Annotated in this window: 19 protein-coding genes and 1 pseudogene; 11 read left to right on the top strand and 9 right to left on the bottom strand. The window is 42.8% G+C overall.

Features of this window, described 5'->3' with window-relative positions; all coding sequences use genetic code 11:
• Positions 1 to 76: 76 nt before the first annotated feature.
• On the top strand, positions 77 to 343 hold the full coding sequence (locus myaer_RS13980) for a hypothetical protein (protein WP_002763196.1): 267 nt from the start codon (positions 77 to 79) through the stop codon (positions 341 to 343).
• Here the strand turns inward: myaer_RS13980 and myaer_RS13975 are convergent.
• Positions 340 to 2004, bottom strand: a complete 1665-nt coding sequence (locus myaer_RS13975) for a transglutaminase domain-containing protein (RefSeq protein ID WP_046662542.1) — start codon at positions 2002 to 2004, stop codon at positions 340 to 342. The two genes, myaer_RS13980 and myaer_RS13975, sit on opposite strands and share 4 nt — an antisense overlap.
• Positions 2005 to 2116: 112 nt before the next feature.
• Here myaer_RS13975 and cofG point away from each other — a divergent pair, with 112 nt between their 5' ends.
• Entirely contained in the window at positions 2117 to 3004 is an 888-nt protein-coding gene (cofG, locus tag myaer_RS13970) for a 7,8-didemethyl-8-hydroxy-5-deazariboflavin synthase subunit CofG (RefSeq protein ID WP_046662541.1), read from the top strand.
• Between the two features lie 437 nt (positions 3005 to 3441).
• Entirely contained in the window at positions 3442 to 4755 is a 1314-nt protein-coding gene (locus myaer_RS13965; RefSeq protein ID WP_046662540.1) for a cytosine deaminase, read from the top strand.
• On the opposite strand, the gene myaer_RS13960 is transcribed toward myaer_RS13965, so the two are convergent.
• Positions 4732 to 5073 carry a DUF952 domain-containing protein gene (locus tag myaer_RS13960; protein ID WP_046662539.1) on the bottom strand — a complete coding sequence of 114 codons (342 nt, stop codon included), beginning with the start codon at positions 5071 to 5073 and terminating at the stop codon, positions 4732 to 4734. The genes myaer_RS13965 and myaer_RS13960 overlap by 24 nt on opposite strands.
• A gap of 235 nt (positions 5074 to 5308) precedes the next feature.
• Here myaer_RS13960 and myaer_RS13955 point away from each other — a divergent pair, with 235 nt between their 5' ends.
• The 4 genes and pseudogenes from myaer_RS13955 (at position 5309) to myaer_RS13935 (ending at position 9762) form a co-directional block, all read left to right on the top strand.
• Entirely contained in the window at positions 5309 to 6304 is a 996-nt protein-coding gene (locus tag myaer_RS13955; protein WP_046662538.1) for an L-lactate dehydrogenase, read from the top strand.
• Between the two features lie 930 nt (positions 6305 to 7234).
• Positions 7235 to 7714 (top strand): annotated as a pseudogene (locus tag myaer_RS13945) (pentapeptide repeat-containing protein); the annotation flags it as partial.
• 211 nt (positions 7715 to 7925) lie between these two features.
• The gene (locus myaer_RS13940) at positions 7926 to 8552 is read left to right on the top strand and encodes an IS607 family transposase (protein ID WP_235614748.1); all 627 of its coding nucleotides are present in this window, start codon (positions 7926 to 7928) and stop codon (positions 8550 to 8552) included.
• Positions 8524 to 9762: an RNA-guided endonuclease InsQ/TnpB family protein gene (locus myaer_RS13935; RefSeq protein WP_046662537.1), complete on the top strand. Its 1239-nt coding sequence runs from the start codon at positions 8524 to 8526 to the stop codon at positions 9760 to 9762. Before myaer_RS13940 ends, myaer_RS13935 begins: the two co-directional genes overlap by 29 nt.
• 294 nt (positions 9763 to 10056) lie before the next feature.
• On the opposite strand, the gene myaer_RS13930 is transcribed toward myaer_RS13935, so the two are convergent.
• The 4 genes from myaer_RS13930 to myaer_RS13915 form a co-directional block, all read right to left on the bottom strand.
• On the bottom strand, positions 10057 to 11325 hold the full coding sequence (locus tag myaer_RS13930) for a glycosyltransferase (protein ID WP_046662536.1): 1269 nt from the start codon (positions 11323 to 11325) through the stop codon (positions 10057 to 10059).
• Positions 11325 to 13067 carry an ABC transporter substrate-binding protein gene (locus myaer_RS13925; RefSeq protein WP_046662535.1) on the bottom strand — a complete coding sequence of 581 codons (1743 nt, stop codon included), beginning with the start codon at positions 13065 to 13067 and terminating at the stop codon, positions 11325 to 11327. The genes myaer_RS13930 and myaer_RS13925 overlap by 1 nt, the downstream gene beginning before the upstream one ends.
• 198 nt (positions 13068 to 13265) lie before the next feature.
• A complete protein-coding gene (locus myaer_RS13920; RefSeq protein ID WP_046662534.1) occupies positions 13266 to 14405 on the bottom strand; it encodes a citrate synthase in 1140 nt (379 codons plus the stop codon).
• Positions 14406 to 14694: 289 nt separating this feature from the next.
• On the bottom strand, positions 14695 to 15390 hold the full coding sequence (locus tag myaer_RS13915; protein WP_046662533.1) for a Uma2 family endonuclease: 696 nt from the start codon (positions 15388 to 15390) through the stop codon (positions 14695 to 14697).
• A gap of 382 nt (positions 15391 to 15772) precedes the next feature.
• Here myaer_RS13915 and myaer_RS13910 point away from each other — a divergent pair, with 382 nt between their 5' ends.
• From myaer_RS13910 to myaer_RS13900, 3 genes are all read left to right on the top strand, one after another.
• On the top strand, positions 15773 to 16996 hold the full coding sequence (locus tag myaer_RS13910; RefSeq protein ID WP_046662532.1) for a DHH family phosphoesterase: 1224 nt from the start codon (positions 15773 to 15775) through the stop codon (positions 16994 to 16996).
• Between the two features lie 259 nt (positions 16997 to 17255).
• Entirely contained in the window at positions 17256 to 18356 is a 1101-nt protein-coding gene (gene aroC, locus myaer_RS13905) for a chorismate synthase (RefSeq protein ID WP_046662531.1), read from the top strand.
• Between the two features lie 13 nt (positions 18357 to 18369).
• Positions 18370 to 19572, top strand: a complete 1203-nt coding sequence (locus myaer_RS13900; RefSeq protein ID WP_046662530.1) for a glycosyltransferase family 4 protein — start codon at positions 18370 to 18372, stop codon at positions 19570 to 19572.
• A gap of 259 nt (positions 19573 to 19831) precedes the next feature.
• Here the strand turns inward: myaer_RS13900 and myaer_RS13895 are convergent, their stop codons facing one another.
• On the bottom strand, positions 19832 to 20422 hold the full coding sequence (locus myaer_RS13895; RefSeq protein WP_046662529.1) for a Uma2 family endonuclease: 591 nt from the start codon (positions 20420 to 20422) through the stop codon (positions 19832 to 19834).
• Between the two features lie 432 nt (positions 20423 to 20854).
• Entirely contained in the window at positions 20855 to 21349 is a 495-nt protein-coding gene (locus myaer_RS13890; protein ID WP_046662528.1) for a hypothetical protein, read from the bottom strand.
• A gap of 363 nt (positions 21350 to 21712) precedes the next feature.
• Between myaer_RS13890 and myaer_RS13885 the strand changes: the two genes are divergently transcribed.
• Positions 21713 to 22543, top strand: a complete 831-nt coding sequence (locus myaer_RS13885; protein WP_046662527.1) for a hypothetical protein — start codon at positions 21713 to 21715, stop codon at positions 22541 to 22543.
• Positions 22544 to 22893: 350 nt separating this feature from the next.
• Here the strand turns inward: myaer_RS13885 and myaer_RS13880 are convergent, their stop codons facing one another.
• A complete protein-coding gene (locus myaer_RS13880; protein WP_046662526.1) occupies positions 22894 to 24471 on the bottom strand; it encodes a cation:proton antiporter in 1578 nt (525 codons plus the stop codon).
• Between the last annotated feature and the right edge of the window lie 6 nt (positions 24472 to 24477).

Genomic DNA, 24477 nt, shown 5'->3' with positions numbered 1-24477 from the left:
CGAATTATTGCGATCGCTTGCCAGGAACTAATTTTCAGCGATAATCTAAAGTCAGAGTCCATCGGGAGATAAGATCATGAACTTTCGTCTAGTTCTATTTTCAGGCCTAGTAACGGCTTTAGTCGGGGCAGGTATCGGTTATGGCATCAGCCGCATTGAACGCAATCCCAGCCAAGTCAACTATAAAAATCCCTATAACTATCAAATCATCTATGGACGTTATTTTGCCGGTGCCGGGGCAGCCCTAGGCTTCTGTGTGGGTGCTGGTTTGCAAATGGTCAAAGAACTCAAAGAAGAAAGAGATAGAGAAATGGGCATCCTAGATGATGGCTCAGAATTCTAGTCTTTTGGGGCTAATTCCTCAAGAATGACGAATTGAACGTGATTAATCGCTAAATCGCCGATGGGGACTTGGGTTTTTAACACCGGTTGTCCTTCACTGAACATTCGTTCAAAGGGGATATCTTTGGCAATTTCCGTGTGATACCAAGCTAAACCCATAAAGAAACGATTGGGATAGGGACCGCCTTCAAAAATATCATCGGGATTGGACTCCATGGGAACCCAACCGATAGAGGGAAGATAAAATTCCATCCAGACGTGATTGTAATCCGGTTCGAGGGGTAAATTACGTTCAAGGGGATGGGGTGGGCATTTATAGCGTCCTACCGTACGACAGGCAATACCATTGAGACGACACAAAGCCAATAATAAACCCACATATTCCCCACAGGAACCCACTCCGCGCCGCAGGGCAATATCGGGGGTGTCGATGTTGGGTTTGATGCCGTAGGAAAGCTGATCATAGACGTAGTTGCGAATACTATAAACTTTTCTGAGTAGATTGGTTTCCCGACCGATCGCTTCTTCGGCAGCATTGAGGATAATTTCTGTATTCATAGCCAGATCATCATTATCGATCAAATAGCGATCGGGAAAATCGGCGGGTAAGGGGGGTAAATCTTCGCAATCTTTGGGGGTAATTTGGTATTTAATTCCCCATACTTCTAAGACTACTTTCCACCCAAAAATATGACGTTGTTTGGCGGTTATTTGCTCGAACTTAAATACTGCCACCCGCTGCCCGTCTTGAATTTCTTCAATAAAAGGCAATCCCACCGCTTCGACGCTGCGAATTTTTTGCCGTGGTGTTTCTAAGGGTAAAGCGATGCGCCATTCCACATCTTTTAGTTCGACATTATAGAGAGGTTCCAATTCCTCGACGTAGGATAATTCAATCAGATAACCGTTAGAAAGGGTGTATTTTTTAGCGGGATCGTGGTGAAAATATAGAGGATGGACAAAAGTACGCGGACGATAACTAAGTTCGTAAACCTGTTCGGAATTGGGATTATCGCGGATAAAGGGTTCTTGGAAAGCATAGGCTACATATAGGATATCCTTGCCACTGTTAGCATCGCGATAAAATGCTAATCCCGTCGGCGATTCAAAAGGAGTTATCATGCTAAAAAGCTGTTCTCCCGTGCCGCGATCAAGACAGTAAACCGTTTGTTCTAGGGTATCCGTTAACCAAAGTTCTTCCCCGCGAATAGTGATATTTTCGATGCCGATACCAGGTGCGTACAAACGAGTAATTTCCTGTCCCGATTGGCGATCAAATATAAAGATTTGTCCAGAACGTTGACAAGTGACATAAATTGTGTTACCGGTTACGGCGACTCCGTTAGCGGTGTAGGGAAGACGGGTAAAAAATTTCGGAGTAAAATCTTCGAGAGTGCAGCAGTAGAGATTTTCGCGGGTAGTAAACCAGAGGTTATTTTGATCATCGATTGCCAATCCCGTCGTCCCGACGAATTCTTGCCAGCGATGGGAATTAAGTACGCTTGTATGACCATTATCGAGGACAATTTGGTATAAATAGCCGTTTTTTGCGTCGATAGCGATTAATTTGTTATCTTGAAATACAATTCCGTGCAGGGCTGTGGCGCTAATCGGACGAATCGTTTGACGATGGGAGGGAAGACTGGCAGGATCGAAAATCATAGGAGGAAGCGAAAAGGGAGGGTGTTTTTAAGTGAATAAAACAGCAATTCTCCCCACGATAGCAAATTTTATCGCCCTTGAATGCTCGTAATGAACTCCAATTCTGAAAAAAATGTCAAGAATTGTCACCTATAGTCCCTCTCATACCCTTGTACCTACCTACGAGTGTTTCAATCGTTGCAGTTATTGTAATTTTCGCAGGGATTTAGGCACTGATGGCTGGTTAAGTTTAGACAAGGCAAAAGAGATTTTAACTGCTTTGCAGGGTTCGGAAATTACGGAAATTTTAATTCTTAGCGGCGAAGTTCATCCTTTAGCAGCCAATCGAGAGTTATGGTTTCGGCATATTTATAATTTGGGAGAATTGGCTTTAAATATGGGTTTTTATCCCCATACCAATGCGGGGATTTTAACTTTTGCTGAGATGGAAAAACTAAAAAATGTCAATCTATCTATGGGCATAATGTTAGAACAAATGACGGTGACTTTATTAAATACTGTCCATCGTCAGGCTCCTAGTAAAGTGCCATCCCTGCGCTTAGAGCAGTTACAATGGGCGGGAGAATTAGGAATTCCTTTTACCACGGGGTTATTATTAGGAATTGGTGAAACAGAATGCGATCGCTTAGTAACCTTAGAAACTATTGCCGCTCTTCATCAACGTTGGGGACATATTCAAGAAGTGATCCTACAACCCTACAATCCGGGCCAAAGAGAACAGTGGCAAAATAATCCTTTTAATCTGCAAAAATTACCCGATCTGGTTAGGCAAGCTAGGGAAATTTTGCCACCGGATATTGTCATTCAAATTCCCCCGAATCTAGTACCCGATCCTCTTTTTCTCTTGGATTGTTTAGCGGCAGGAGCGCGGGATTTAGGCGGTATTGGCATTATCGATGAAGTTAATCCCGATTACCTCCATTTACACCCCGATAAATTAAAGAAGTTTTTAGCAGTTTATGGCTGGGAATTAAAGCCGCGTCTGCCAGTTTATCAGTAATCAGTGATCAGGGAAAAGATAGCACTGTTAATGCCATTTAACACTCCTTACTTAATACCGCATAATTGATTATTATTCATTCTTAATTCTCCTGACGACCGACGACCGAGGCTGCATCTCATTTTTGTAAATCTACCAATTGGGATTTTTACGGGGAAACTCTCGGCTAAGATCGGGCATTACTTCCGAATTTTATCACTCAATCCAAGCTTTTGGGGGGTTCTACCCCCCAAACCCCCCGTTGGGGGCGTGGCGCCGCCCCCAAACCCCCCGCGCATTAGTTTTTCGGTGGGATGCTTACACGCAGCTGCTGATACATTTGTAATCATCTAAGAGTTACTGATAATTGCTGATTGTCGGTATTCCTGCAAATGTGAGATGCACCGACGACCGACTCCTAACCCTAACAACAATTTTTGATTTTTACCAGAGGTCTTATGATTCCCTCAAGCGAGCGCTACTGGCTCAAAAATGCTCATATTCCCGTTTCCCTGCTAGAAAATGAGGGGTTTTCTCCCCAAACCTCCGAGGGATTAACCTTAGTTAATCTGGAAATTAATGACGGTAACATTAATCGCATCACCTCAACCATCCCCCCCGAAGATAATATTCCCGTTATTGACCTCAAAAAAAAGATTGTTTTTCCTTGCTTTATCGATATGCACACCCATCTCGATAAAGGTCATAGTTGGCATCGTTGTCCTAACCATGATGGCACTTTTGACGGCGCCTTAAAAATGGCCCTAGAGGATTCCCGACGGGAGTGGCGCTTAGAGGATGTGTATCGTCGCATGGAATTCGGCGTTAAATGCAGTTATGCCCACGGAACCGCCGCTATTCGCACTCATATCGACTCTTTTGGTCAACAGGCACAGATTAGCTTAACCGCTTTGGCAGAATTGCAACGACAATGGGCCGGTAAAATCACCCTGCAAGCGGTTTCTCTAGTTTCCCTTGACTACTATCAAACCTCCGAGGGAGCGGCCTTAGCCGATAAAATTGCCGAATTTGGGGGCATATTAGGGGGAGTAGCCTACACAAATCCCGATTTACAGGCACAAATTGATATTACCTTCAAATTAGCCCAAGAAAGGGGTTTAAATCTCGATTTTCATCTGGATGAAAACGGCGATTCCGATTCTACCTGTTTAGCAGCGATCGCGCGTACTGCTATCAAAGAGCAATTTTCTGGACAAATCATCTGTGGTCACTGTTGCAGTTTAGCGGTACAATCGCCTGAAATAATCAAAGAAACCCTAAATTTAGTCAAAAATGCGGGCATTGCTATCGTTAGCTTGCCGATGTGCAATCTCTACCTACAGGATCGTCAAGAGGAAAAAACCCCTTTTTGGCGCGGGACAACTAAGATAAAAGAGATGAAAAAAGCGGGAATTCCGGTGGCTTTTGCCAGTGATAACTGTCGCGATCCCTTTTATGGTTTTGGGGATCACGATGGTTTAGAAGTCTTTACCCAAGCGGTGCGGATTGCTCATCTCGATACACCCTACGCTGACTGGGTAAATAGTGTCACCCTCACCCCAGCAAATCTGCTCGGATTGCCCCATTTAGGGCGCATTAAGACGGGTCTAGAGGCAAATTTGTTAATTTTCAAGGCTCGCTACTTTAGCGAGCTATTATCGCGACCACAGTGGGATCGCCTCGTGATTCGGCGCGGGTTGAGCATCGATACTACTCTCCCCGATTACCAAGAGTTAGATGATTTAGTTCTAGGAATTGATGAACTCCTGTAAGGGTTTGACAAAAACCACCGATTCTAGGTTGATAGCACCGTAAATATGGGGAAAGGTCTCTTTTTCTAGCTCTAAAGTGGCATTTTCTGGGTTAGGATGTTGGGGCTGCTCCCATTTGACCGGGGACTGCAATTGTTCGGGAGAAATGGCTAAAACCAGCAAATCTGGCTGATTTTGATAAAAAGCGGCCACAACTTTCGGAATTTGTTCTAAGGTGGAGCAATGGATAAATCCCTCATTTTTTAGGGAATACGCCCGATATTCCCCCATTTCACGAGCTATTTGCCAACCTCTTTCTGTAGTGATGTGATAGATCATCGGTTCGCCTCCTACTGTAACCTTATTCCTAATTTTAGGATATAGCCTGAAGCTGTCAGCAGCCCTCAATTCTCTTAAACTAGGGGTCAGGGAATAAAGACAAGAAATTTGTCCGACCACTGACCAGAAAAAAATTGCCGATAACGGCCTCAAAATCTGTTTATAGTCTCTTTTTACCTGATATTAACCATTTCCCTTTAAAATGGGCTTACCGAGGCAATAACTGCAAAAATCTATGCTAGATAAAATATTTACCCCCAATCCCTACGCTGAAAAACCCGCACCTCTGCGTCCTCGCAAGGGGGTGATTATCGGTGTTGGTCAGGTGGGGATGGCCTGCGCTTACTCGATGTTAATTCAAGACTGTTTTGATGAATTAATTCTGCAAGATATCGCCACGGATAAAGTCGAAGGGGAAGTGATGGATTTAAGGCACGGAATGCCTTTTATTGAACCCACAGACTTGAAAATGGGAACCGTGGCCGATGTGGGACAAAATGCCGATGTGGTGATTATTACTGCCGGGGCTGCCCAAAAAGAGGGAGAAACCAGATTACATCTCCTTGAACGAAATGTGGCGATTTTTCGCCGTATTCTTGCGGATGTGGCTGTTTACTGCCCCAGTGCTTTGATTTTGGTGGTGAGTAATCCCGTCGATATCATGACCTATGTTACCCTGAAAATCACCCATTTTCCGCCTTCTAGGGTGATTGGTTCGGGTACGGTGCTAGATTCTGCCCGTTTACGCTCTCTTTTATCCACCCAACTCCATGTAGATGCGCGTAACGTCCACGCTTATATTATCGGTGAACACGGGGATAGTGAGCTTGCTGTCTGGAGTTCGGCCAATATCGGAGGAGCAAGGTTACTAGAAGGAGATTGGCAGGATTTAAGCGCAGCCGACCAAGAAAGCTTAACAGAAATTTTTCTTCAGGTTAAAAACGCCGCCTATGAAATTATCAAACGCAAGGGTTATACTAGCTATGCGATCGGTTTAGCTACCACAGATATCGTTAAAGCGATTTTACGTTCCCAAGAAAGAATTCTGACTATTAGCACTCTCCTTGATGGTCAATACGGTCTCAAAGATGTGTGTTTAAGTATTCCCTCGGTGGTTAACGAGAAAGGAGTGATAAAAACTCTGAATCTTGCTCTCAGTCCCAGAGAAATGGAACAGTTACATAATTCGGCCAAAATTATGCGCGATTTAATCGACCAACTCAAAATTTAACTTAGGGTTGGCTGAATAAATCTAAAAACATTGGGCTCTTCGTTACTTGGTATGGTTCGATGGGGGGGCATAAATCGACTAAATCCTTATCTGGCAAGAGATTTAATTGATTAGTTCCCTCTAGATCAAAAACAATTGACAAAAATAGCCAAATATCTTTCTCTATAAGGGTTTAATCTATTATAATCCTGTCCGTTGCATAAGACAAACTGAAGAACCAGAAAAGTAAGCACAGACTCAATTGAGCGATTGTCTAGTGGGTTTTTGGCCAACCCTTTAAAAATTTACTTCTTAAGATACTTGCATCTTTAGATCAAGGAGTGTCAACTACAAGATAGTGTTGTTCTAAGGAGGAATGCGGTTATGAAATCTCGTCGGTCATATGTGCTATCTGCATATTTCATGCTTGCACTACTTTCAGTTTTAAATCCCGAACCGATAATTGCCCAATCAACAGTTCCACAATCTCTGTCTGACATTGAACGTTTAGAAAAAAGGATTAGTGTAGTCGAAGATACTATTCAGAAGCAAGTTCAGGGCATGACAACTATGGTTCAGTTGTCAACCATAGTTTTTGCTACTGTCTCTGGAGGGTTTGCGCTTTTTGGTGTTGGAAGTTATCTTGGGTTAGTTAAGGAAATTCGTGAGAAGTTTACCAAGCAACTGGATGAACTTCAGAAGATGAAACAAGACCTTGCAACTAGACTCAAAGACAGCGATAAACTTCGGCAACAAGTTGAAGATTTAGTTCAGATACAAAGTGAGCAGGCCCCTGCTTCATTGATAGCCAGGGCGCGAGAAGTTTTTCAACAAGAAATCCCGAATCCATCTGATGGAGCAAACTATCTATCTCAATTAGCTCGTCTTGAGACTGCATCAAGTGATGACTTATTTTCAGGGGCGATTATAGCTAAACAATATCTCCGCAATAGAAACAAAGACCACAGCAGCGCAGATATAACCTTACTGAAGAGAAAACGCCGCTTAGATGAAAAAGCGATTCTCGATGCTTACAATAACGGCCGGCGCAATTTTGCCCAGGAGGAATTATCGAATCTCAATCTGTCTAAAGCAAAACTTTTGGGGGTAAATTTCTTTCAATGCAAATTAACAGGCACTAATTTACAAGGAGCGGATCTATCCAATGCGGATCTGGGCCGGGCTAATCTCAGTCAAGCTATTCTCAAAAATACCAATTTAAATAATGCCTATCTCGGTTATGCAAACCTGGAAGAGTCCGATTTACGCGGGGCGAATCTCATCGGAGCCAATCTTCGCTACGCTCATCTCAAAAACGCTAATCTTTGCGGAGCTAATCTCTCTGATGCTCAAGTAAATCCGCAACAAATCGCCCTAGCAAAAACCAATTGGTTAACAGTTATGCCCAATGGTAAACGCGCTTCCTGGTAATCTTTTTTCAGTGTTGCCAAAGGCACGGCGTAGCCGTCCAGTAAACAGTGATCAGTAAACAGTTATCAGTAATCATTGCTTTAGCAGGGGCGCAAATTGAGTAGTTGTCAGCATGGATTCAAGAAAGTTACGGATTTTGACTTTCTGCACTTTGTCTGAGTATTGTAAAGTTTTATAAAAAATATATGCAAATAACTGCAAACAACTGCTAATGTGGTTAGTACAAGTTTACATTGCAGTTCATATAAAACTATCAGATTATGCTAAGAAAAAAGGGATCAGTTATGACACTGCTTGGAGAATGTGGAATCGAGGGCAGTTACAAGGAGAACGTCTTCCTACAGGAACAATTATTATTTTTGAAGATGACCGTTTTTGCGGTGAAAATAAAGTAGCTATTTATGCGCGAGTTTCTAGTTCAGAAAATCAATCTGACTTAGAGACTCAGGCAAAAAGATTGGAAGCTTATTGTATTGCGAAAGGCTATCAAATTGTTCGAGTAGTTAAAGAAGTAGGAAGTGGAGTCAATGATCATCGAAAGCTATTATTAAAACTTCTAGAACAAACTGATGATAATTTGATTGTCGTAGAACATAAAGATCGTTTAAGCAGAGTAGGGTTTAATTATCTGAAAGTTCTTTTAACTCAAACAAATAGAGATATAGAGGTCGTTAATCTAGCAGAAGAAAGAAAAGACGATTTAATGCAAGACTTCGTGAGCATAATTACCTCATTTTGCGCTCGATTATACTCATTAAGACAACGAAATAGAAAGACAGAATGTTTAATTAAATGCCTTGAGGAGAATGATGAAATTAGTTCAAAAACATCTAATTAAATTTAATCACAAAAATTATTCAGTCATTGATAAATTAGGATTTTTATCGAAGAATCTGTATAATTGTGCTGTTTATTTAAACCGTCAAGTTTTCTTTTCACATCAACCATTTTTAACAATGACTGAGTTACATCATGCCTTAAAAATGAGTCCAGATTATCAAGCCTTACCCGCCAAAGTAAGTCAGTTAGTATTAAAGCAAGTAGAAAAAACCTTTAAATCCTACCAAAAAGCGAAAGAACAATACAAAAAATCGCCAGATAAATTTACAGGAGAGCCTAAGTTGCCAAGATACAAAGACAAAGAAAAAGGTAGAAACGTTTTAACTTATAACTATCAAGCCATTTCTAAAAAAGCGTTGAAGCAAGGTTTAATCAAGCTATCAGGGACTAATTTAGAATTTAAAACTAATTTAAAGGAAGTCTTAGAGGTCAGGATTATTCCTAAATTGGGTGCTTATTGTTTAGAGATTGTCTATGAACAACCATCCTCATCAAGTCAAGAGGGAGAAAGATATGCTTTTATCGATTTAGGCTTAAATAACCTAGCTGCTGTTACCTCTAATATTCCCGAATTTCAGCCAACTTTAGTATGTGGAAAAGCCTTAAAATCCTGCAATCAAAAGTACAACAAGACACTAGCTAAACTCAAATCGGAATTACCCAGTCTACAGAAGACCAGTAAAAGAATACAAGGTTTAACTTTAAAGCGTAATTGCCAGGTGGATTATTACCTCCACACCGCTAGTAAATATATTATTGATAAATTACTAGCTCATCAAATTAACCTTTTAGTTATTGGTCATAATCAAGGCTGGAAACAAAACATTAATATTGGAGATAGAAATAACCAGTCATTCGTAAATATTCCTCATTCAAGGTTGATCGAACAACTTACCTATAAAGCAAATTTAGTAGGAATAGAGGTCAAAACAACTAATGAAAGCTATACCTCTAAATGTAGTTTCTTGGACTTAGAGTCTATTCAAAAGCAAAAAAGCTATTTAGGCAAGAGAATTAAAAGAGGACTATTCAGAAGCTCGTCGGGTTATTTCTATGGAGCAGATATTAATGGTTCCTTAAATATTGGAAGAAAGGTAGTCGGAGAGGCCGCCTTTAGCGGGAATCCGATAGAGAGGTTCGTAGTTAACCCAGTACGGGTCAAAGCGTACAAAGCTAATTCTAGATGCAATATTTGCGTACAGAATTAGTAACTATTAATAATCAGTTACTATACGCATGATTTCTCCGCAAACTTACACTCTAAGCACAAGCCAGCTAACACGATGAAGCGGCGATGTTCTAGTTCATTCATCACCGCTGACCATTGCTGTTAGACAGAAATCCCAGAAATGTTCAATCTAATCTTTATAGTTCTTCGGTTTGTGTTAGGCGATGGACGGGTTGTAAAGGGCGATTTTTGTCAATTGTTTTCGATAACGTTTTTAAAACCCGACACCCGACACCCTGTCCGCAGGAAAAACTTTTTTAGCAGACCCTAGCCATTATACCGATAGGACTGGTTGGCCGGTAGAAATGGCTTTTTCGACGATATCGGCGGCCATTTTCACTCCTCCAGTCTTCTGTAGTGCTTTTTGCATTCTCAGGGCATTTTCTCGGTAACTGGGGACGGATAACACCTTTTCAATCGCCTTGTGTAAACGGGGAACTTCTAGACGGGAAATCGGAATCACTTCCCCTGTCCCCGACCATTTTATCCGAGCAGATACCCCCGGTTGGTCGTTAGCGATGGGAATGGCCACCATCGGTACAGCTTGGGCAAAGGATTCTAGGGTAGTATTTAAGCCTGCGGGGGTGATAGTAAGAGAGGCTCTAGTTAAAAGCTCTAATTGGGGAGCGTAGGGAACAACTAGGGCGTTTTTTGTCGTTATTTGAATGTTAGAGTCGGTGTTGCCCAAGGATAAAACTAATTGTACCGGCAAATCGGCACAGGCTTCGGCGATCGCATTAAAAGTCGATTGTAGGCGAGTTTGAATTGTACCAAGGGAAGCATAAATCAAGGGTTGTCCGGTTAATTTTTCGTAGGGAAAAGGAATCGTTTTTCTGGTGGAGGAATCGTGAAAGGGACCGGTAAAGTGAAAGTGAGCGGGTAAATTTTGCCGAGGAAACTCGAATTCGGCAGGTTGTTGGCTAATTTGGGCAAGGGGGGAATAGCGTTGATTGATGTTTTGATAGGGAATTAATCCCCATTCTTGACGCTGCCGGTTGATTAACTCATTCAGAGGACGAGTCAGAGAGTCAAGGAGTTTATAGCCAATTTTATTGCGAATAACCCCGATAAATGAGGGATTATAGTCCCAAGTAGTCATAAAGGGCGGAATAAGCGGGTCACGATTTAAAACCAATGCCCCAGCAAAACTGACAAAGGGAATAGCTAATTTTTCTGCGATTGTACCCCCTGAGGGGGAGACTTGATCGACAATTAGGGCATCAATTCCCAAGCGACGCATCTCTTGAGGGATAGTTTCAAAGAGGGCAGCGGTAGAATTAGTCACTGATTGTACCGTGCGACGGACGGCGGCTGTTCCCCGTAATTGACCAATTTCGGCTAAATTTTTGGCTGATGTGCCTTTCGGATATTTGTCGGGTGCAATTGCCTGAAAATCTAACCCGGCTGCTTGCACCATTTCTTCACCATCAATAGTTAGAAAACAGGTAACTTTATGACCGCGTTTTTGTAATTCTTTTCCTAAAGGTAGGAGAGGATTAATATGTCCAGAAGCGGTGGGACAAAGAATGCCAAAATGAGTCATTAAACACCTCCACAGGTTTTCTTTAATTCTTCGAGATTCCAGAATGCTCCACCCAAGGCGGAGAATTGTATTCCTTCAAAGCAGTTACGCACGGCCCCCAAAGCGAGGGGATTAACTAGATAAATAAAGGGGACGTATTCCTGTTGAAGTTGTTGAATCTCATTATAGATAACTTTGCGCTTCTCAAAGTCTAATTCTTGGGAACCTTTGACGTATAAATCGGCGATTTTTTTCTCCCAATCCGCCGCTTGCCAGCCTTGAATCGGAGGGCTGCCGGGTTGAGGTTGTTGGTTAAAAGCGTGGAGATTTCCATCTACATACCAAATATTGGGGGCGTGGGGTTCATTATCGCCGGTAAAACCTAAAATATGTGCTTCCCAATCTAGACTATTACTTAGTTTATCAACTAAATTGCTAAAAGCGATCGCTTGAAAATCCACTTGAATTCCTATTGCGGCTAAATCATTTTTAATTTGTGCGCCAATTGCTTCCCGGATTTTGTTACCCGCATTAGTAATCAGGTTAAATCTAACGGGATTATTATCAGCATCGACTAAGAGATTATCACTATTATACTTAAATCCCGCCTCTAATAATAATTCTTTGGCTTTTTCGGGATTATAATCGTAACCTTTCAGGGTTTTATCGTAAAAAGGCGATTGGATAGAAAGAAAAGAGTTTTGTGCTTCTCCCAATCCTCGATAGATATCATCAATCATTCTTTGACGATTAATGCCGTAGGCAATAGCTTGACGGAAATTTAAGTTATTAAACCACCTGGATTTAATTGGCTCTACTAGGGGTTTCCCGTCGCGTTTGCCTTGATTGAGATTAAAACCGATAAATTGGGTTCCGTAGGCAGGTCCACCGTTAAAAATAGTGAAATTTCCTCTTTCTTCTTCGGTTTTTAAGAGGGAGAAAAATTCGGGAGTTACCCCAATAGAATCTAAACTTCCCGAACGAAATTGTAGTAAAGTTGTATCCTGAGATTCAACAATTGCCCAAATTACTGAAGTTATATGGGGTAATTGTTGTCCCTGGGCATCTTTTTTCCAATAGTAAGGGTTATTCTCAAAAATAATCCTTTGTCCCGTGATATATTCTTTTAGTTTATAAGCACCATTAAAAACAATTTTATCGGGAGGAGTATCTAACCCCCAAGTGGAGAGAAATTCTAACCTACCATCCGGGCTTTTTTTCTGAATAGTTTTTTCTAAAGCGTGTTTAGGTAAAATTGGTGAACTGACAGCATCTAAAAAAGGGGCAAAAGCTTCGGGTAGTTTAAATTCGATTCTGCGATTATCTAGTTTAGTGATAACTGGAAATTCTTTTTTTAATCCTATTCTTAAACTATCGCGGTAGTTATTAGGAATATCAGGATTTAGATATAAATATTTATAGGTAAAAACCACATCATCAACGGTTAAGGGTTGACCATCTGACCATTTTAAACCCTCTCTGATAGTAAAAATAATGTTCAAATTATCATCGGAAATTGTCCAAGATTCTGCCAAGACCGGTTCTTTTTTGCCAGTAATGGGATTTTCTGTTAATAGTCCTTCGTAGGTTAAACCAAAAATATTCGGGGATTCGGCCGATAAAACAGCATTAAAGGTTTTTGGGTCACTTAATACCGATATGACCACTTGATTGCGTCTAACTTGATTATCACAAGCAGTTAGAGAAATCAGCAATAAACAAGAAATTAAAAATACCGTTAATCCCTGCCAAAATTTCACCATAATCTTTAATATTTTTCTGTCCGACTATCTAGAAGTAAAGACCTTGCCTGGCTATATACACCGAAACTGACCAAGCTGAAAGCCGCTGGACTGTTTCCTTGCCCCATCAATATAACAGGAAATGAGACAAAAAATCTCGCCTAGGTGAGATTGACAAAGGCGAGAAACCGTGTTTCCATCAAGAATAGGAGATCAAATCTAAGAACGTTCTTCGATCGGTGTATAGGGGACTTCGTGTTCTCCAGTGTAGATTTGGGTAGGACGGAAAATGCGGTTAGTATTTAATTGTTCTTTCCAGTGGGCCAACCAACCGGCCACCCGGGAGATGGCAAAAATCGGGGTAAACAAATCATTGGGGATACCTAATTTCCGATAGACCAATCCCGAATAGAAATCCACATTAGGATAGATACCTTTTTCACCATAGATATCCACCATTGCCTTTTCTAATTCTAGCGCGATATCGTAGTATTCATCGGAACCTAATTCCGCGAATAATTGTTCGGCAAGATTTTGTAAAATCGTCGCCCGGGGATCCTTAACTTTATATACCCGGTGTCCAAAACCCATAACTTTTTGTTTATTGGCGATACATTTTTCCACATAGGGACGAACATTAGCCACCGAACCGATTTCCTCTAACATTAACAATACTTCCTCGTTGGCCCCACCGTGGAGGGGGCCGGCGAGAGTTCCCACGGCTGAAGCGATGACACCGTAGGGGTCGGTTAAAGTGGAGGCCGTCACCATGGCCGAAAAAGTCGAGGCATTCATGGTATGTTCGGCGTGGAGAGTCAAACAGACATCGAAAACCTTCGCCGCTAAATCCGTTGGTCGTCTTTCCGTCAACATATAGAGGAAATTGGCCGCATAATCAAGGCTATCATTGGGCTGAATGGGGTGATTACCTTTGCGAATCAATTGAAACGCCGCCACCATGGTGGGGATTTTCGCTAATAGCCGCACTACTGCCTGACGGATATATTCGGGATTATCCAAAGCCCGACGGGCATAGTATAACCCCAAAGCCGCCGCCGAAGTTTGTAGCGCATCCATGGGATGACCTTTTTCGGGGAAGCATTTCATCATGTCTTCGATACGGTACTTGATGCGTCGATGATAACGGATTTCATCGGCAAATTCTTCCAGTTCCGCCCCCGTGGGCAGAACACCCCAGATAAGGAGATAGGCGGTTTCGAGGAAGGTACTTTTTTCGGCGAGTTCCTCAATCCGAATGCCCCGATACTCTAAGATTCCCTTTTGCCCATCCACAAAGCTGATACTCGATTGGGCGGCGGGAATTCCTTCTAAACCTGGCCGATATTCACAAACTGTCATAGTTCTACCTTTCCGTGGCGAAGATTAAGCCCTAACGCTAACTTACTTGATCTTTCCACCCTTACCGAAAATTTTATAGAAAATTTTCGGTTCTGCCTCTCCTGTTCAGGATTGGGGAGAAATGGACGGAAATTACCCCTATTTAGCGATTGCTTCGTCGATTTAGTCAGCCCTGCCCTAGCGCATTTTTTCTGGGCTTACCGTTCCGACTCTAGCTAGTGGACTTGATATTTATCTACTTTCATTGTATCGAGACTATCTCGATCGACTCCATCAATCGATAATTTTTTTAAGTTTCTTCGGGATTAATATTTAACTCCCGCAGTTTTGCCGCTAACCTTTCGGCCCGTTGTCGTTCCGTTTCGGCCCGTTGTCGTTCCGTTTCGGCCCGTTGTCGTTCCGTTTCGGCCCGTTGTCGTTCTTGGTTGTAACTGGTGAAAGGTTGACCATCGGGATAATACAAGAGTAACTCTGGTTGGGCCAATTGAAAACGAATGCCCAAGCGAGGACTGACCCAATTATCGAGATTTTCCAGACTTTCGAGCCGATTTTCCCGACGAATACAGCCACCCAAATCATTTTTATCGGGATTATAAATGTAGTATTCTTCCACACCATAACGGTCATAAAACAGTAGTTTTCTGGTCATTTCCGTTTGGGTATTACCCGGAGAGAGAATTTCAAAAACCACTTGCGGGGGGATATTGTTCTCTTTCCACTGTTGATAGGAACCTCTTTCGCCTTTTGGTCTGCCAAAAGCTACCATGACATCGGGTGCTTGTCGAGTCTTATTATCTCCCTCCACGGGATACCAGAGTAAATCACCGGCGACAAAAACATCGGCATTATTGGCAAATAACCAGTCTAGATTCGCTTTAATCGTCGTAATCCAGCGAAATTGTCTTGTATTGTCGGCCATCGGTTTACCATCGCTATCGGGATAGACGATTGTGGTTTTCGGGCTGTCGTCGAGTTGTCTAACCATTGCTTAACCCTAGAATTTCGTCTTTGCTTCCTTAATAGTATAACTTTACTACAAAAAATCGGAGCAAATATTTAGGGACGGTGATGATCCTAAATCCTGTTTAAAAAGTATGGGAGAGTGGGAAGTGGGGAAGTGGGGAAGTCCAGTTATATCATTTTTCTCAAGTAATGGCAGCGATGGTTAATTGCTCTCACCCCTAACCCCTCTCCCAGAACAAACGGCAGCGGTCTTTCGATAGACTAGAGTTATGGCCCCAGAGTAAGGAGCTAGGGGCAAGAAAAGCTTAATAATTGAGATGAACCGATCGAGCCAGAATATCGTCTAGAATTAATTAACTCAAAAAATCCTGACTGAATCTACCTTTAAGCGAACTTTTCTAAAAATGATGGCTGAATTGCTGAGTCTAGTTCCTGCCAAGTCCCTCGAAACCGATGTAGTGGTAGGGGAAGCGTCGGCAGTATGTCCCCTTCCTCCAGTCACGGTTAGTAATGATACCCTACTTATTTCCCTGATCGATCGCCTGCGACGTACTTTGGAAAATCATCGTGGCGAAAATCAAATTGTGGTGATGCAGGATTTCCCGGATCCCGATGCTCTTTCTAGTGCCTGGGCCTATCAAATTATCGCCGAACAGTACGATATTCACTGTGATATAGTCTACGCGGGTACTCTCTCCCATCAGGAAAATGTCGCCTTGGTAAAACTAACGGGTTTACCGGCTAAACGTTGGGGAGTCCATACCCTCAAGGATAGAGATCTTTCGGTTTATCAGGGTTGTGTTTTTGTCGATGGTCAGGGAACCAATAGTCAGTTAACCACTCTGGTTAAACAGGCAAAAATTCCCATTATTGTCGTGATTGATCATCATACTCGCCAAGGGGATCTAGAGGCGGAATTTGTCGATATTCGTCCCCAAATCCGGGCAACAGCGACGATGTTAACCCAATATATCCAAAAAGGGTTAATAAGTTTTAATAGTAGCGATACCGTCCATGTTAAGTGTGCCACAGCTTTGATGCACGGATTGCGATCGGATACGAATAATTTAATGCAAGCGCAAGAGTGTGAATTTATCGCTGCTGGTTATCTCAGTCGTTTCTACGATGCTCAATTATTAAACGCGGTCCTGCAATCGGCCAGATCCCGACGGGTGATGGATGTGATTGAACGGGCCCTGAAAAACCGTATTATTAAAAATAATTATTCGATCGCTGGGGTGGGTTATTTGCGTTATGATGACCGGGATGCGATTCCCCAGGCTGCCGATTTTTTGGTGACAGAAGAAAATGTTCACACGGCTTTAGTTTATGGTATCGTTCACGATGAAGATGAGGATATCGAGTTAGTCATCGGTTCTATGCGTACCAGTAAAATTACCCTAGATCCCGATGAATTTCTCAAGGAAGCTTTCGGACAGGATAACCAAGGTCGCTTTTTTGGTGGTGGTCGTTATATGGCCGGAGGTTTTGAAATTCCTATCGGTTTTCTCGGTGGTTTTAATAATAATGCCGAATACGCAAAACTTAAGTGGGAACTGTATGACACCCAAATTAAACAGAAACTTTCCCATCTAGTTAACCCTGATGAAAAGGTAATTCGCACCTAGTTATCGGCTTTGATTTTTCCAAAAATCTAGAACAGAAAATATGTCGCGCGTCGTTTTGTATAAAATGTAACGGACAGAGGTTACTGATTGTTGTGCCTAGCAGGGCGAACTGGCATCAGTTAATCTGAGAGGAAGTAAAAAGCTATGTATCCTGATAGCAGAATCAGCGTCTAATAGCTGACGGCTGACGGCTGATGGCTAACAAACTGATAACCGCTCAGGTACAATAAAAGCTTGAGGCTTAGTAGATATTGAGATTATGGGTAACACTTTCGGACGACTATTTCGGGTTTCCACTTTTGGAGAATCTCACGGGGGTGGGGTAGGAGTGGTTATCGATGGTTGTCCTCCGCGCTTAGAAATTTCCGAAGAGGAGATTCAAATCGATTTAGACCGTCGCAAACCGGGACAAAGCAGAATCGTGACCCCGCGTCGGGAAAATGACATTTGTGAGATAATTTCGGGCGTTTTTGACGGCAAAACCCTCGGTACACCGATCGCTATTTTAGTGCGGAATCAGGATGCTCGTTCGCAAGATTACAACGAAATGGCCGAGAAATTCCGACCTTCCCATGCGGATGCCACCTACGAAGCAAAATACGGCATTCGCAACTGGAAAGGAGGAGGCAGATCTTCGGCCCGGGAAACCATCGGCCGGGTGGCTGCAGGAGCGATCGCTAAAAAAATCCTTAAATCTGTCTATAATGTCGAGATTATCGGCTATGTGAAGCGAATTAAAGATATTGAGGCAATCATCGACCCCAACACCGTCACCCTCGACGAGGTGGAAAGTAATATAGTGCGTTGTCCCAACGGGGAAACGGCCGCCCAAATGATCGCCCTGATCGACCAAATTCGCCTGAATAAAGACTCGATCGGCGGTGTGGTGGAATGTGTAGCCAGAAATGTGCCGAAAGGTCTAGGAGAACCCGTTTTTGATAAGCTAGAAGCCGATTTAGCTAAGGGGATGATGTCCTTACCCGCGAGTAAGGGATTTGAAATCGGATCGGGATTCGCGGGAACCTTCTTAACCGGCAGCGAACACAATGACGAGTATTTTATCGATGATAACGGGGAAATTCGCACCACGAGCAATCGTTCGGGAGGCATCCAAGGAGGAATCAGTAACGGTGAAAATATTATTATCCGCACCGCTTTTAAACCCACCGCAACTATCGGTAAAGAACAAAAAACCGTGACGCGCAGCGGGGAAGAAACCACCCTGGCAGCCAAAGGAAGACACGATCCTTGTGTTTTACCCCGAGCTGTCCCCATGGTGGAAGCGATGATGGCTTTGGTATTATGCGATCATCTGCTCCGTTTTCAGGGACAATGTACGATTAGCGATCGCTTTTTCTAAACCTTTAGCCGCGATGAAATTTTTATTCCTTCATTCCAACTTTCCCGCCCAATTTCGCCATTTAAGCACGGTTTTAGCTCAAGACCCCGGAAATCAAGTGATTTTCGGCACTACCCGGCAGCAGGGAGAGATAGCGGGGGTAAAAAAATTTATTTACAAGGAAAGTCGCGCTGTTTCTCCCCAAACCCATCATTATGTCCGTCCCCTGGAAAGTGCGGTTTTGCAAGGTCAAGCGGTTTATGGTGTTTGCCAACAACTGAAACAACAAGGATTTTATCCCGATATTGTCTATGCACATTCTGGCTGGGGGCCGGGCCTATTTATCAAGGATATTTTCCCGAAAACTAAGTTTTTAGCCTATTTTGAATGGTTTTATCATGCCCATGGTTCCGATGCTGATTTTGATCCGGCGGATCCCCTTAATGCTGATGCCGAGGCCCGGATTAGAATTAAAAATGCGCCAATCCTCATCGATCTGGTCAGTTGCGATCGAGGTTTATCGCCGACTATCTGGCAAAAACAACAATTTCCCCCCGAATTTCACTCGAAACTGACGGTTTTACACGATGGCATCGATACGGACTATTTCTGTCCCCGTCCCGATGTGCAGTTAGTGATTCCAGAGATAGGTTTAGATTTATCGGGTGTTAAGGAGATTGTCACCTATGCAACCCGGGGAATGGAACCCTATCGCGGTTTTCCCCAATTTATGACGGCTGTTTCCCTAATTTTAGCCCGTCGGCCTAACTGTCATGTGGTGATTGTCGGGGAGGATCGAGTCGCTTATGGAAAAACTCTACCGGACGGCAAAACCTATAAACAATTGATGTTAGAAAGCCTTTCTTTGGATTTATCCCGGGTGCATTTTACCGGTTCTCTGCCCTACGGTCAATATAAACAGGTTTTACAGGCATCAGCAGCCCATATCTATCTTACTCGTCCTTTTGTGCTTTCTTGGTCAATGTTAGAGGCTATGGCCATGGGTTGCGTCGTGATTGGTTCCGATACTCCCCCCGTGCGAGAATTAATTACCGATGGGGAAAATGGTTTATTAGTGGATTTCTTTTCTCCCCAACAAATAGCCGATCGCGTCGATGAAGTGTTAGATTATCCCCAGGGTTGGCAAAATCTGCGTTTAAATGCCAGGGAAACTATCAAGCAACGCTACGACCTCAAACAATGTTTACAGGATCATCTAGATTGGTTATTGAGTTGATGAAATGAGAGCATTTTCCCAAAAATACTGTCTTTCAAAGGATTCATATCGCTATTAAATCCTTTCTCTTACAATCCTAATTCCTTCCTAAGCAGGAATATTGCCTGCTCGTCTTTCTTCTAATAATACGGAGGCGATGAAACGGTTAAATACTTGGTCCCTTTTGATGGAATATTGAAAATTTAATTCTTGGCATTCTGCAACTGTTAAGTTAACCCATAATTTTTAGATAGGCGGAAAAAATCAGCATTTTCTATTGTTATGCTGATTCAATAATTTTTATCCCTGCTCTAAATTCCCGCAGTGCTTGAGCATGATTTTCTGTATTAATACAACGCATCAATAAACCTACATCTAAACTCGGTAAAAGTTGCGATTTACTAACAGCTTCATATCCATCATTTCCTAAACTATAAAACAATAACTCATCATTCATCCAAAACCAAACTTCGGGAATTTGTAAGCGTTTGTATGCTTCCAGTTTATTAATTCCTCCACTACTAACAACCACCTCAATCACTAAATCAGGATGTTTTCTATTGGCTCCCAACTCATAGGATTTATCACCTTCTCTTTTAACCTTTTCAAATTCATTTTCTAAGGTGACAGAACCAGTAGGAGTAAAATCTAATCCCAAAAATTCTAAATAAATTTCTAGTAAAGCACCAATACGTTCTTTGATAGTTTCGTGTTTTTTCCCTGGCATTTTTCTAATCTCCAAAACTCCATCTAAAAAAGATAACCTTAACCCTGGGCGATCGATCAGCTGTTCAACAGCTTTAAATTCTCTCCAGGTTAAGTCACTAATTAAAATTGGTTCTGCTTCTCGTTCAATGAGTGTAGTTATCATAATTTAAACCCAAATTTAGAGAGTGAATTTTTCTCAACATGATATCAGATAAAAACAGATTATCATGAAAAATATAGCGTTTTTCAGTCTGCTGAGGTACAAAAGTTAGGGATTTTAGGCAAAAGGGAAGAAAAATAGGTGTGCCTCACTAGCTTAGGAAACGCTATAAATTACGGCTCTTCCAGAGTAGTTATGATATTTTAGCAGAAAATAATCCACGCAAGCCTTGTCAAGTAAAGTTCACCAGAATTCAAAAAAGCAATTTTAATAAAAAAAGCTTTTTGCTTGGTTGGATTCCAGCCTATTTAAGGGGTGAGGCTCATTTAAACTACTAATTTGCTATAACCAGTCTAGGAGAGCCTAAATTACTTGTTAATACTGCTCACTTAAAACTCAAATCTGATAACTGATAACTGATAACTGATAACTGTCTTACTCAGCTTTTACCAAACCCTGAGAGCGAATACAGGCCTGTTCCCAGCGACAATCGGGATTAACTTCCACCGGTTTGAGTCGCGCCCAGATTTCGCCTTGAGCATCGGCATAAAAACTATCGATAATAGCGGCAATACGAGTACCAAAAGGTTCGGTAATCAGGACAGAATCGGTCAGATTAAATACTTCGCCATTGGCTCCCGTCGCTTTTTCGATGACGGGAATTTCTGCTTTGGGAATCGGTTTTCGGAATAGAGGAGCCGAATCGGAACGGGGACGGAAAGGAGATTTTATCTCGCTACTGACTGATTTTACCGTTTCTGCGGCTGGTTTTTCCTCGATGATTTCTGGAGGGGTTTCTGGGGGTTTGGGGGGTACTGCAGCCCTAGAACCCTTTTTAATAATTTGTAGAGGTTGTAGGGGAGGAGTGGCTTTAATTGGCTCTTCGGGGGGTTCAGGGGTGCTAGGGGTTTTTTTCGGGGGACGTGGCATGGTAAGACAAGGAAAATAAAAACTATAGAATTATTGAAGCACATCGAGCCGCTAACCCGCCCGACCGATGCCTGTATCAATTTTGCTGTGGCTAATTCTTCCCCGGCCTCGGGCCAGATACCCGCAACAGCTATCTTAGGAATTAGTTGATTCTCCTCTCCCCCCCAACTTATTAAAAAATATTCTCATTAAGTATTGACAAAAATTCCTAATAAGCTTATGGTTATTTATAGTGTTCTCCTCTTAAGGATCGGCAGTGGAACCGCGCGGCAGTCTCTAACAATGCGGTTCCCATTTTTTTTTGGAACGATAGAAGGCTTTTAACGTCTCTAAACTTCTAGGTTTCCTCATCCTTTGGCTTTTATGAACGATAATTCCGACCTGTACCTCGATCATCTCACCCATGCGGATAATGTCATCACTGCTGAAATTGTCGAGCATGAGAGTCAATCAACAGATGAGACAGATTGGGCAGCTCTATCCTCTCATTTACGTCAACAAAATCAAGAATTACAAGCGGAGATCTGGCGACGGGAGCAAGCTCTTGCGGAATTGCGATCGCAGTTAGCCGAGCAAAATCGTCGCTGGCAAAGTTGTGATACCCTAATCCAGCAGCAAAACGAGGAACTGCAATACGAAAAGCAACAATTACAGCGAGCTTTAGGGGAAATCGAACAGTATCGTCAAGCAGAACAACGGCAACCGATGATTATTGCCAATTTGACCGCAGAATTGACCCGCACACGTCAACAATTAGCCCGTTTAGAGCGAGAATGTGCCTTAATTCAGGAAAGTTATCAGGAAAAAAGCCAAAAACTGTGCAACTATGACCAGCAATTGCAGGAATTACGCACCCGTCTTCAACGTCAGCAACGCTACACCCTCCAGTATAAGGCGGCCTTAGCCCAGTATTTCCAGCGCGGTAGCGATCGCAATTCTCCCCCAGATTTAGCCATTGTCGCCAAGGCAGCCGAGATCGAGCCTTGGTCTCAGACAGAGAGCCAAGAAAGCGATGAAGTGGCTCCCATCGATGAGTTTTTAGCGGAATTAGAGACAATTGAGCCAGCAGAATCCTTAAATAAGAAAGACAGGGATTGGCCCGCACCCATCATCTCTCATTCCCCGAAATATTCCTCTTTTCGGGTTGATTTGCCCACTTTTATTAAATATCGCCAAGAAAAAAATAATTCCTAAACAACAGAAAGAGAGCCGGCGACTGTCCATGTTTCGTCTCGGCTCTCTATTCTGGTTCGCTCCTCACACTAATTGAAATATATCATAAGCTGGTGATTTTATCTACTAAATTCACAAAAGTTGATATTTTTATCAAAAATGTCGGGGTGAAGACCCTCGCTTTTAGCGACGGGATGAAACCGTTCGGACCTCAGACGTTCGGCGAGACTTCGACGGTGAGCTCACGGCCGAAGCTCACACCCCACACCCTGCCTCCAGGAAAAGCTTTTTCAGCAGACCCTAATTAGGGTTGCAGGCGACGCAATTCTTAAGAAAATCTATTATTCGAGATGCCCAAAGACCTAATTGCCCTAATAACTATCATGCCCCATCTCTTTTTCTTCTTCTACCTCGACTAAAAGGGGAACGAGATTTTCATTTAAACGACCGGCTCGAATTAATTCTGCGTAGGTATTAGCTTCGATATCGAGTAAAGTATCTTGAAATTGTTCGGCTACCACATCTTTTAATTGTGGGTGTTCCTCTAGTAATTTTTGCAACTGATCGCCCAAGGACTTTAATTGTCCTTCCACCAGAGTTTTTTTGTCGCGATAAAATTCGGTATCGATATCGGGAAAACGTTCTGGTTGTTGCAGATAATTGGCAACCCTAGTTAAGGCAATTTGACGAGCAATTAAGGCCGAATATTCGCTACGAATCGGTTGATCACCGATAAGATTGAGGGCATTTAATAGCCATTGTATAGATAATCCTTGCACCAATAAAGTAAATAAAACCACCCCAAAAACCACGTCAATAATTTCTTGACGGTAGGGGATAGACGTAGGAACACTTAACGCTAGGGCGATCGAAACCGAACCGCGTAATCCTCCCCACCATAACACCGTTCTTTCCTTAAAATTGACGCTATTACCCGTAATTAGGTTACTAATTCCCCCTAGTCCAAAAATTGAGAACAGACGGGAAACCACCATAGCAGCGATCGCTATTAAAATCCCAGTTAAGTGACTGCCGAGACTCTCAAAACGGGTTTGATCACCGATCAGTAAAAAGATGATAGAATTGACAAAAAAGGCGATAAATTCCCAAAATTCGCTAACTACCAGGCGCGTGCGGGGACTCATACCAATGCGCGAACCGAGATTACCGAGAATAATCCCGACAATTACCACCCCAATCACACCGGATCCGCCTAATTTTTCCGTGACGAGATAGGTTCCGTATGCAGAAACTAGAGTCAGAGACTGTTCCACAAAAGGCAAATCGAAGCGTTGGGTAAGGTAGGAAATGCCGAAACCGATCACGCAACCCACACCGATGCCAATCCCCACAAAGGTGCAGAAACGAGCGATCGTGACGGGGACGGAAAAGGTATCGACTCCCAAGGGAATCCCCACCAAGAGGACGAAAGCCACCACAGCGACCCCATCATTAAAGAGACTTTCCCCTTCCATCAGGATCGTCAGTTTTTTACTGGCCCCCAATTCTTTAAATAGGGCAATTACAGAGACGGGATCGGTGGCAGCTAGGGCAGCACCCAACAGGAAAGCGATCGATAGGGGTAAATTAGCAAAGATATGTAGGGGATAGGCGACCCCCAAAACGGAGATAATCACCCCGATAACGGCAAAAAGGACGATAGTAACCCAATATTCCTTTAATTTAGCCCAAGGAATATTCCAAGCGGCTTCAAAAAGGAGGGGAGGCAGAAAAATTTCCAGAATTAATTCCGGGGAAAGATTAACTAGACGCAAATCTAAAAAAGCTAAACCCATACCGACAATAACTAACAGCAGGGTGTAGGGAATTTTGCGGAGGAAGGCAACGGTTCTCGATAAAGTGGCGACACTCAAGGAAATGGTCAAAACTAGCAGGAATTGCTCTAAATTATGAGCGATCGCCTCATTAGCTGTAGATTCTAGACTCATTATTTT

This window comes from Microcystis aeruginosa NIES-2549, from assembly GCF_000981785.2.
Lineage (GTDB): Bacteria > Cyanobacteriota > Cyanobacteriia > Cyanobacteriales > Microcystaceae > Microcystis > Microcystis aeruginosa_C.
The sequence above is the reverse complement of the archived record's forward strand: the minus strand, read 5'-3'. Positions and strand labels throughout refer to the sequence as shown.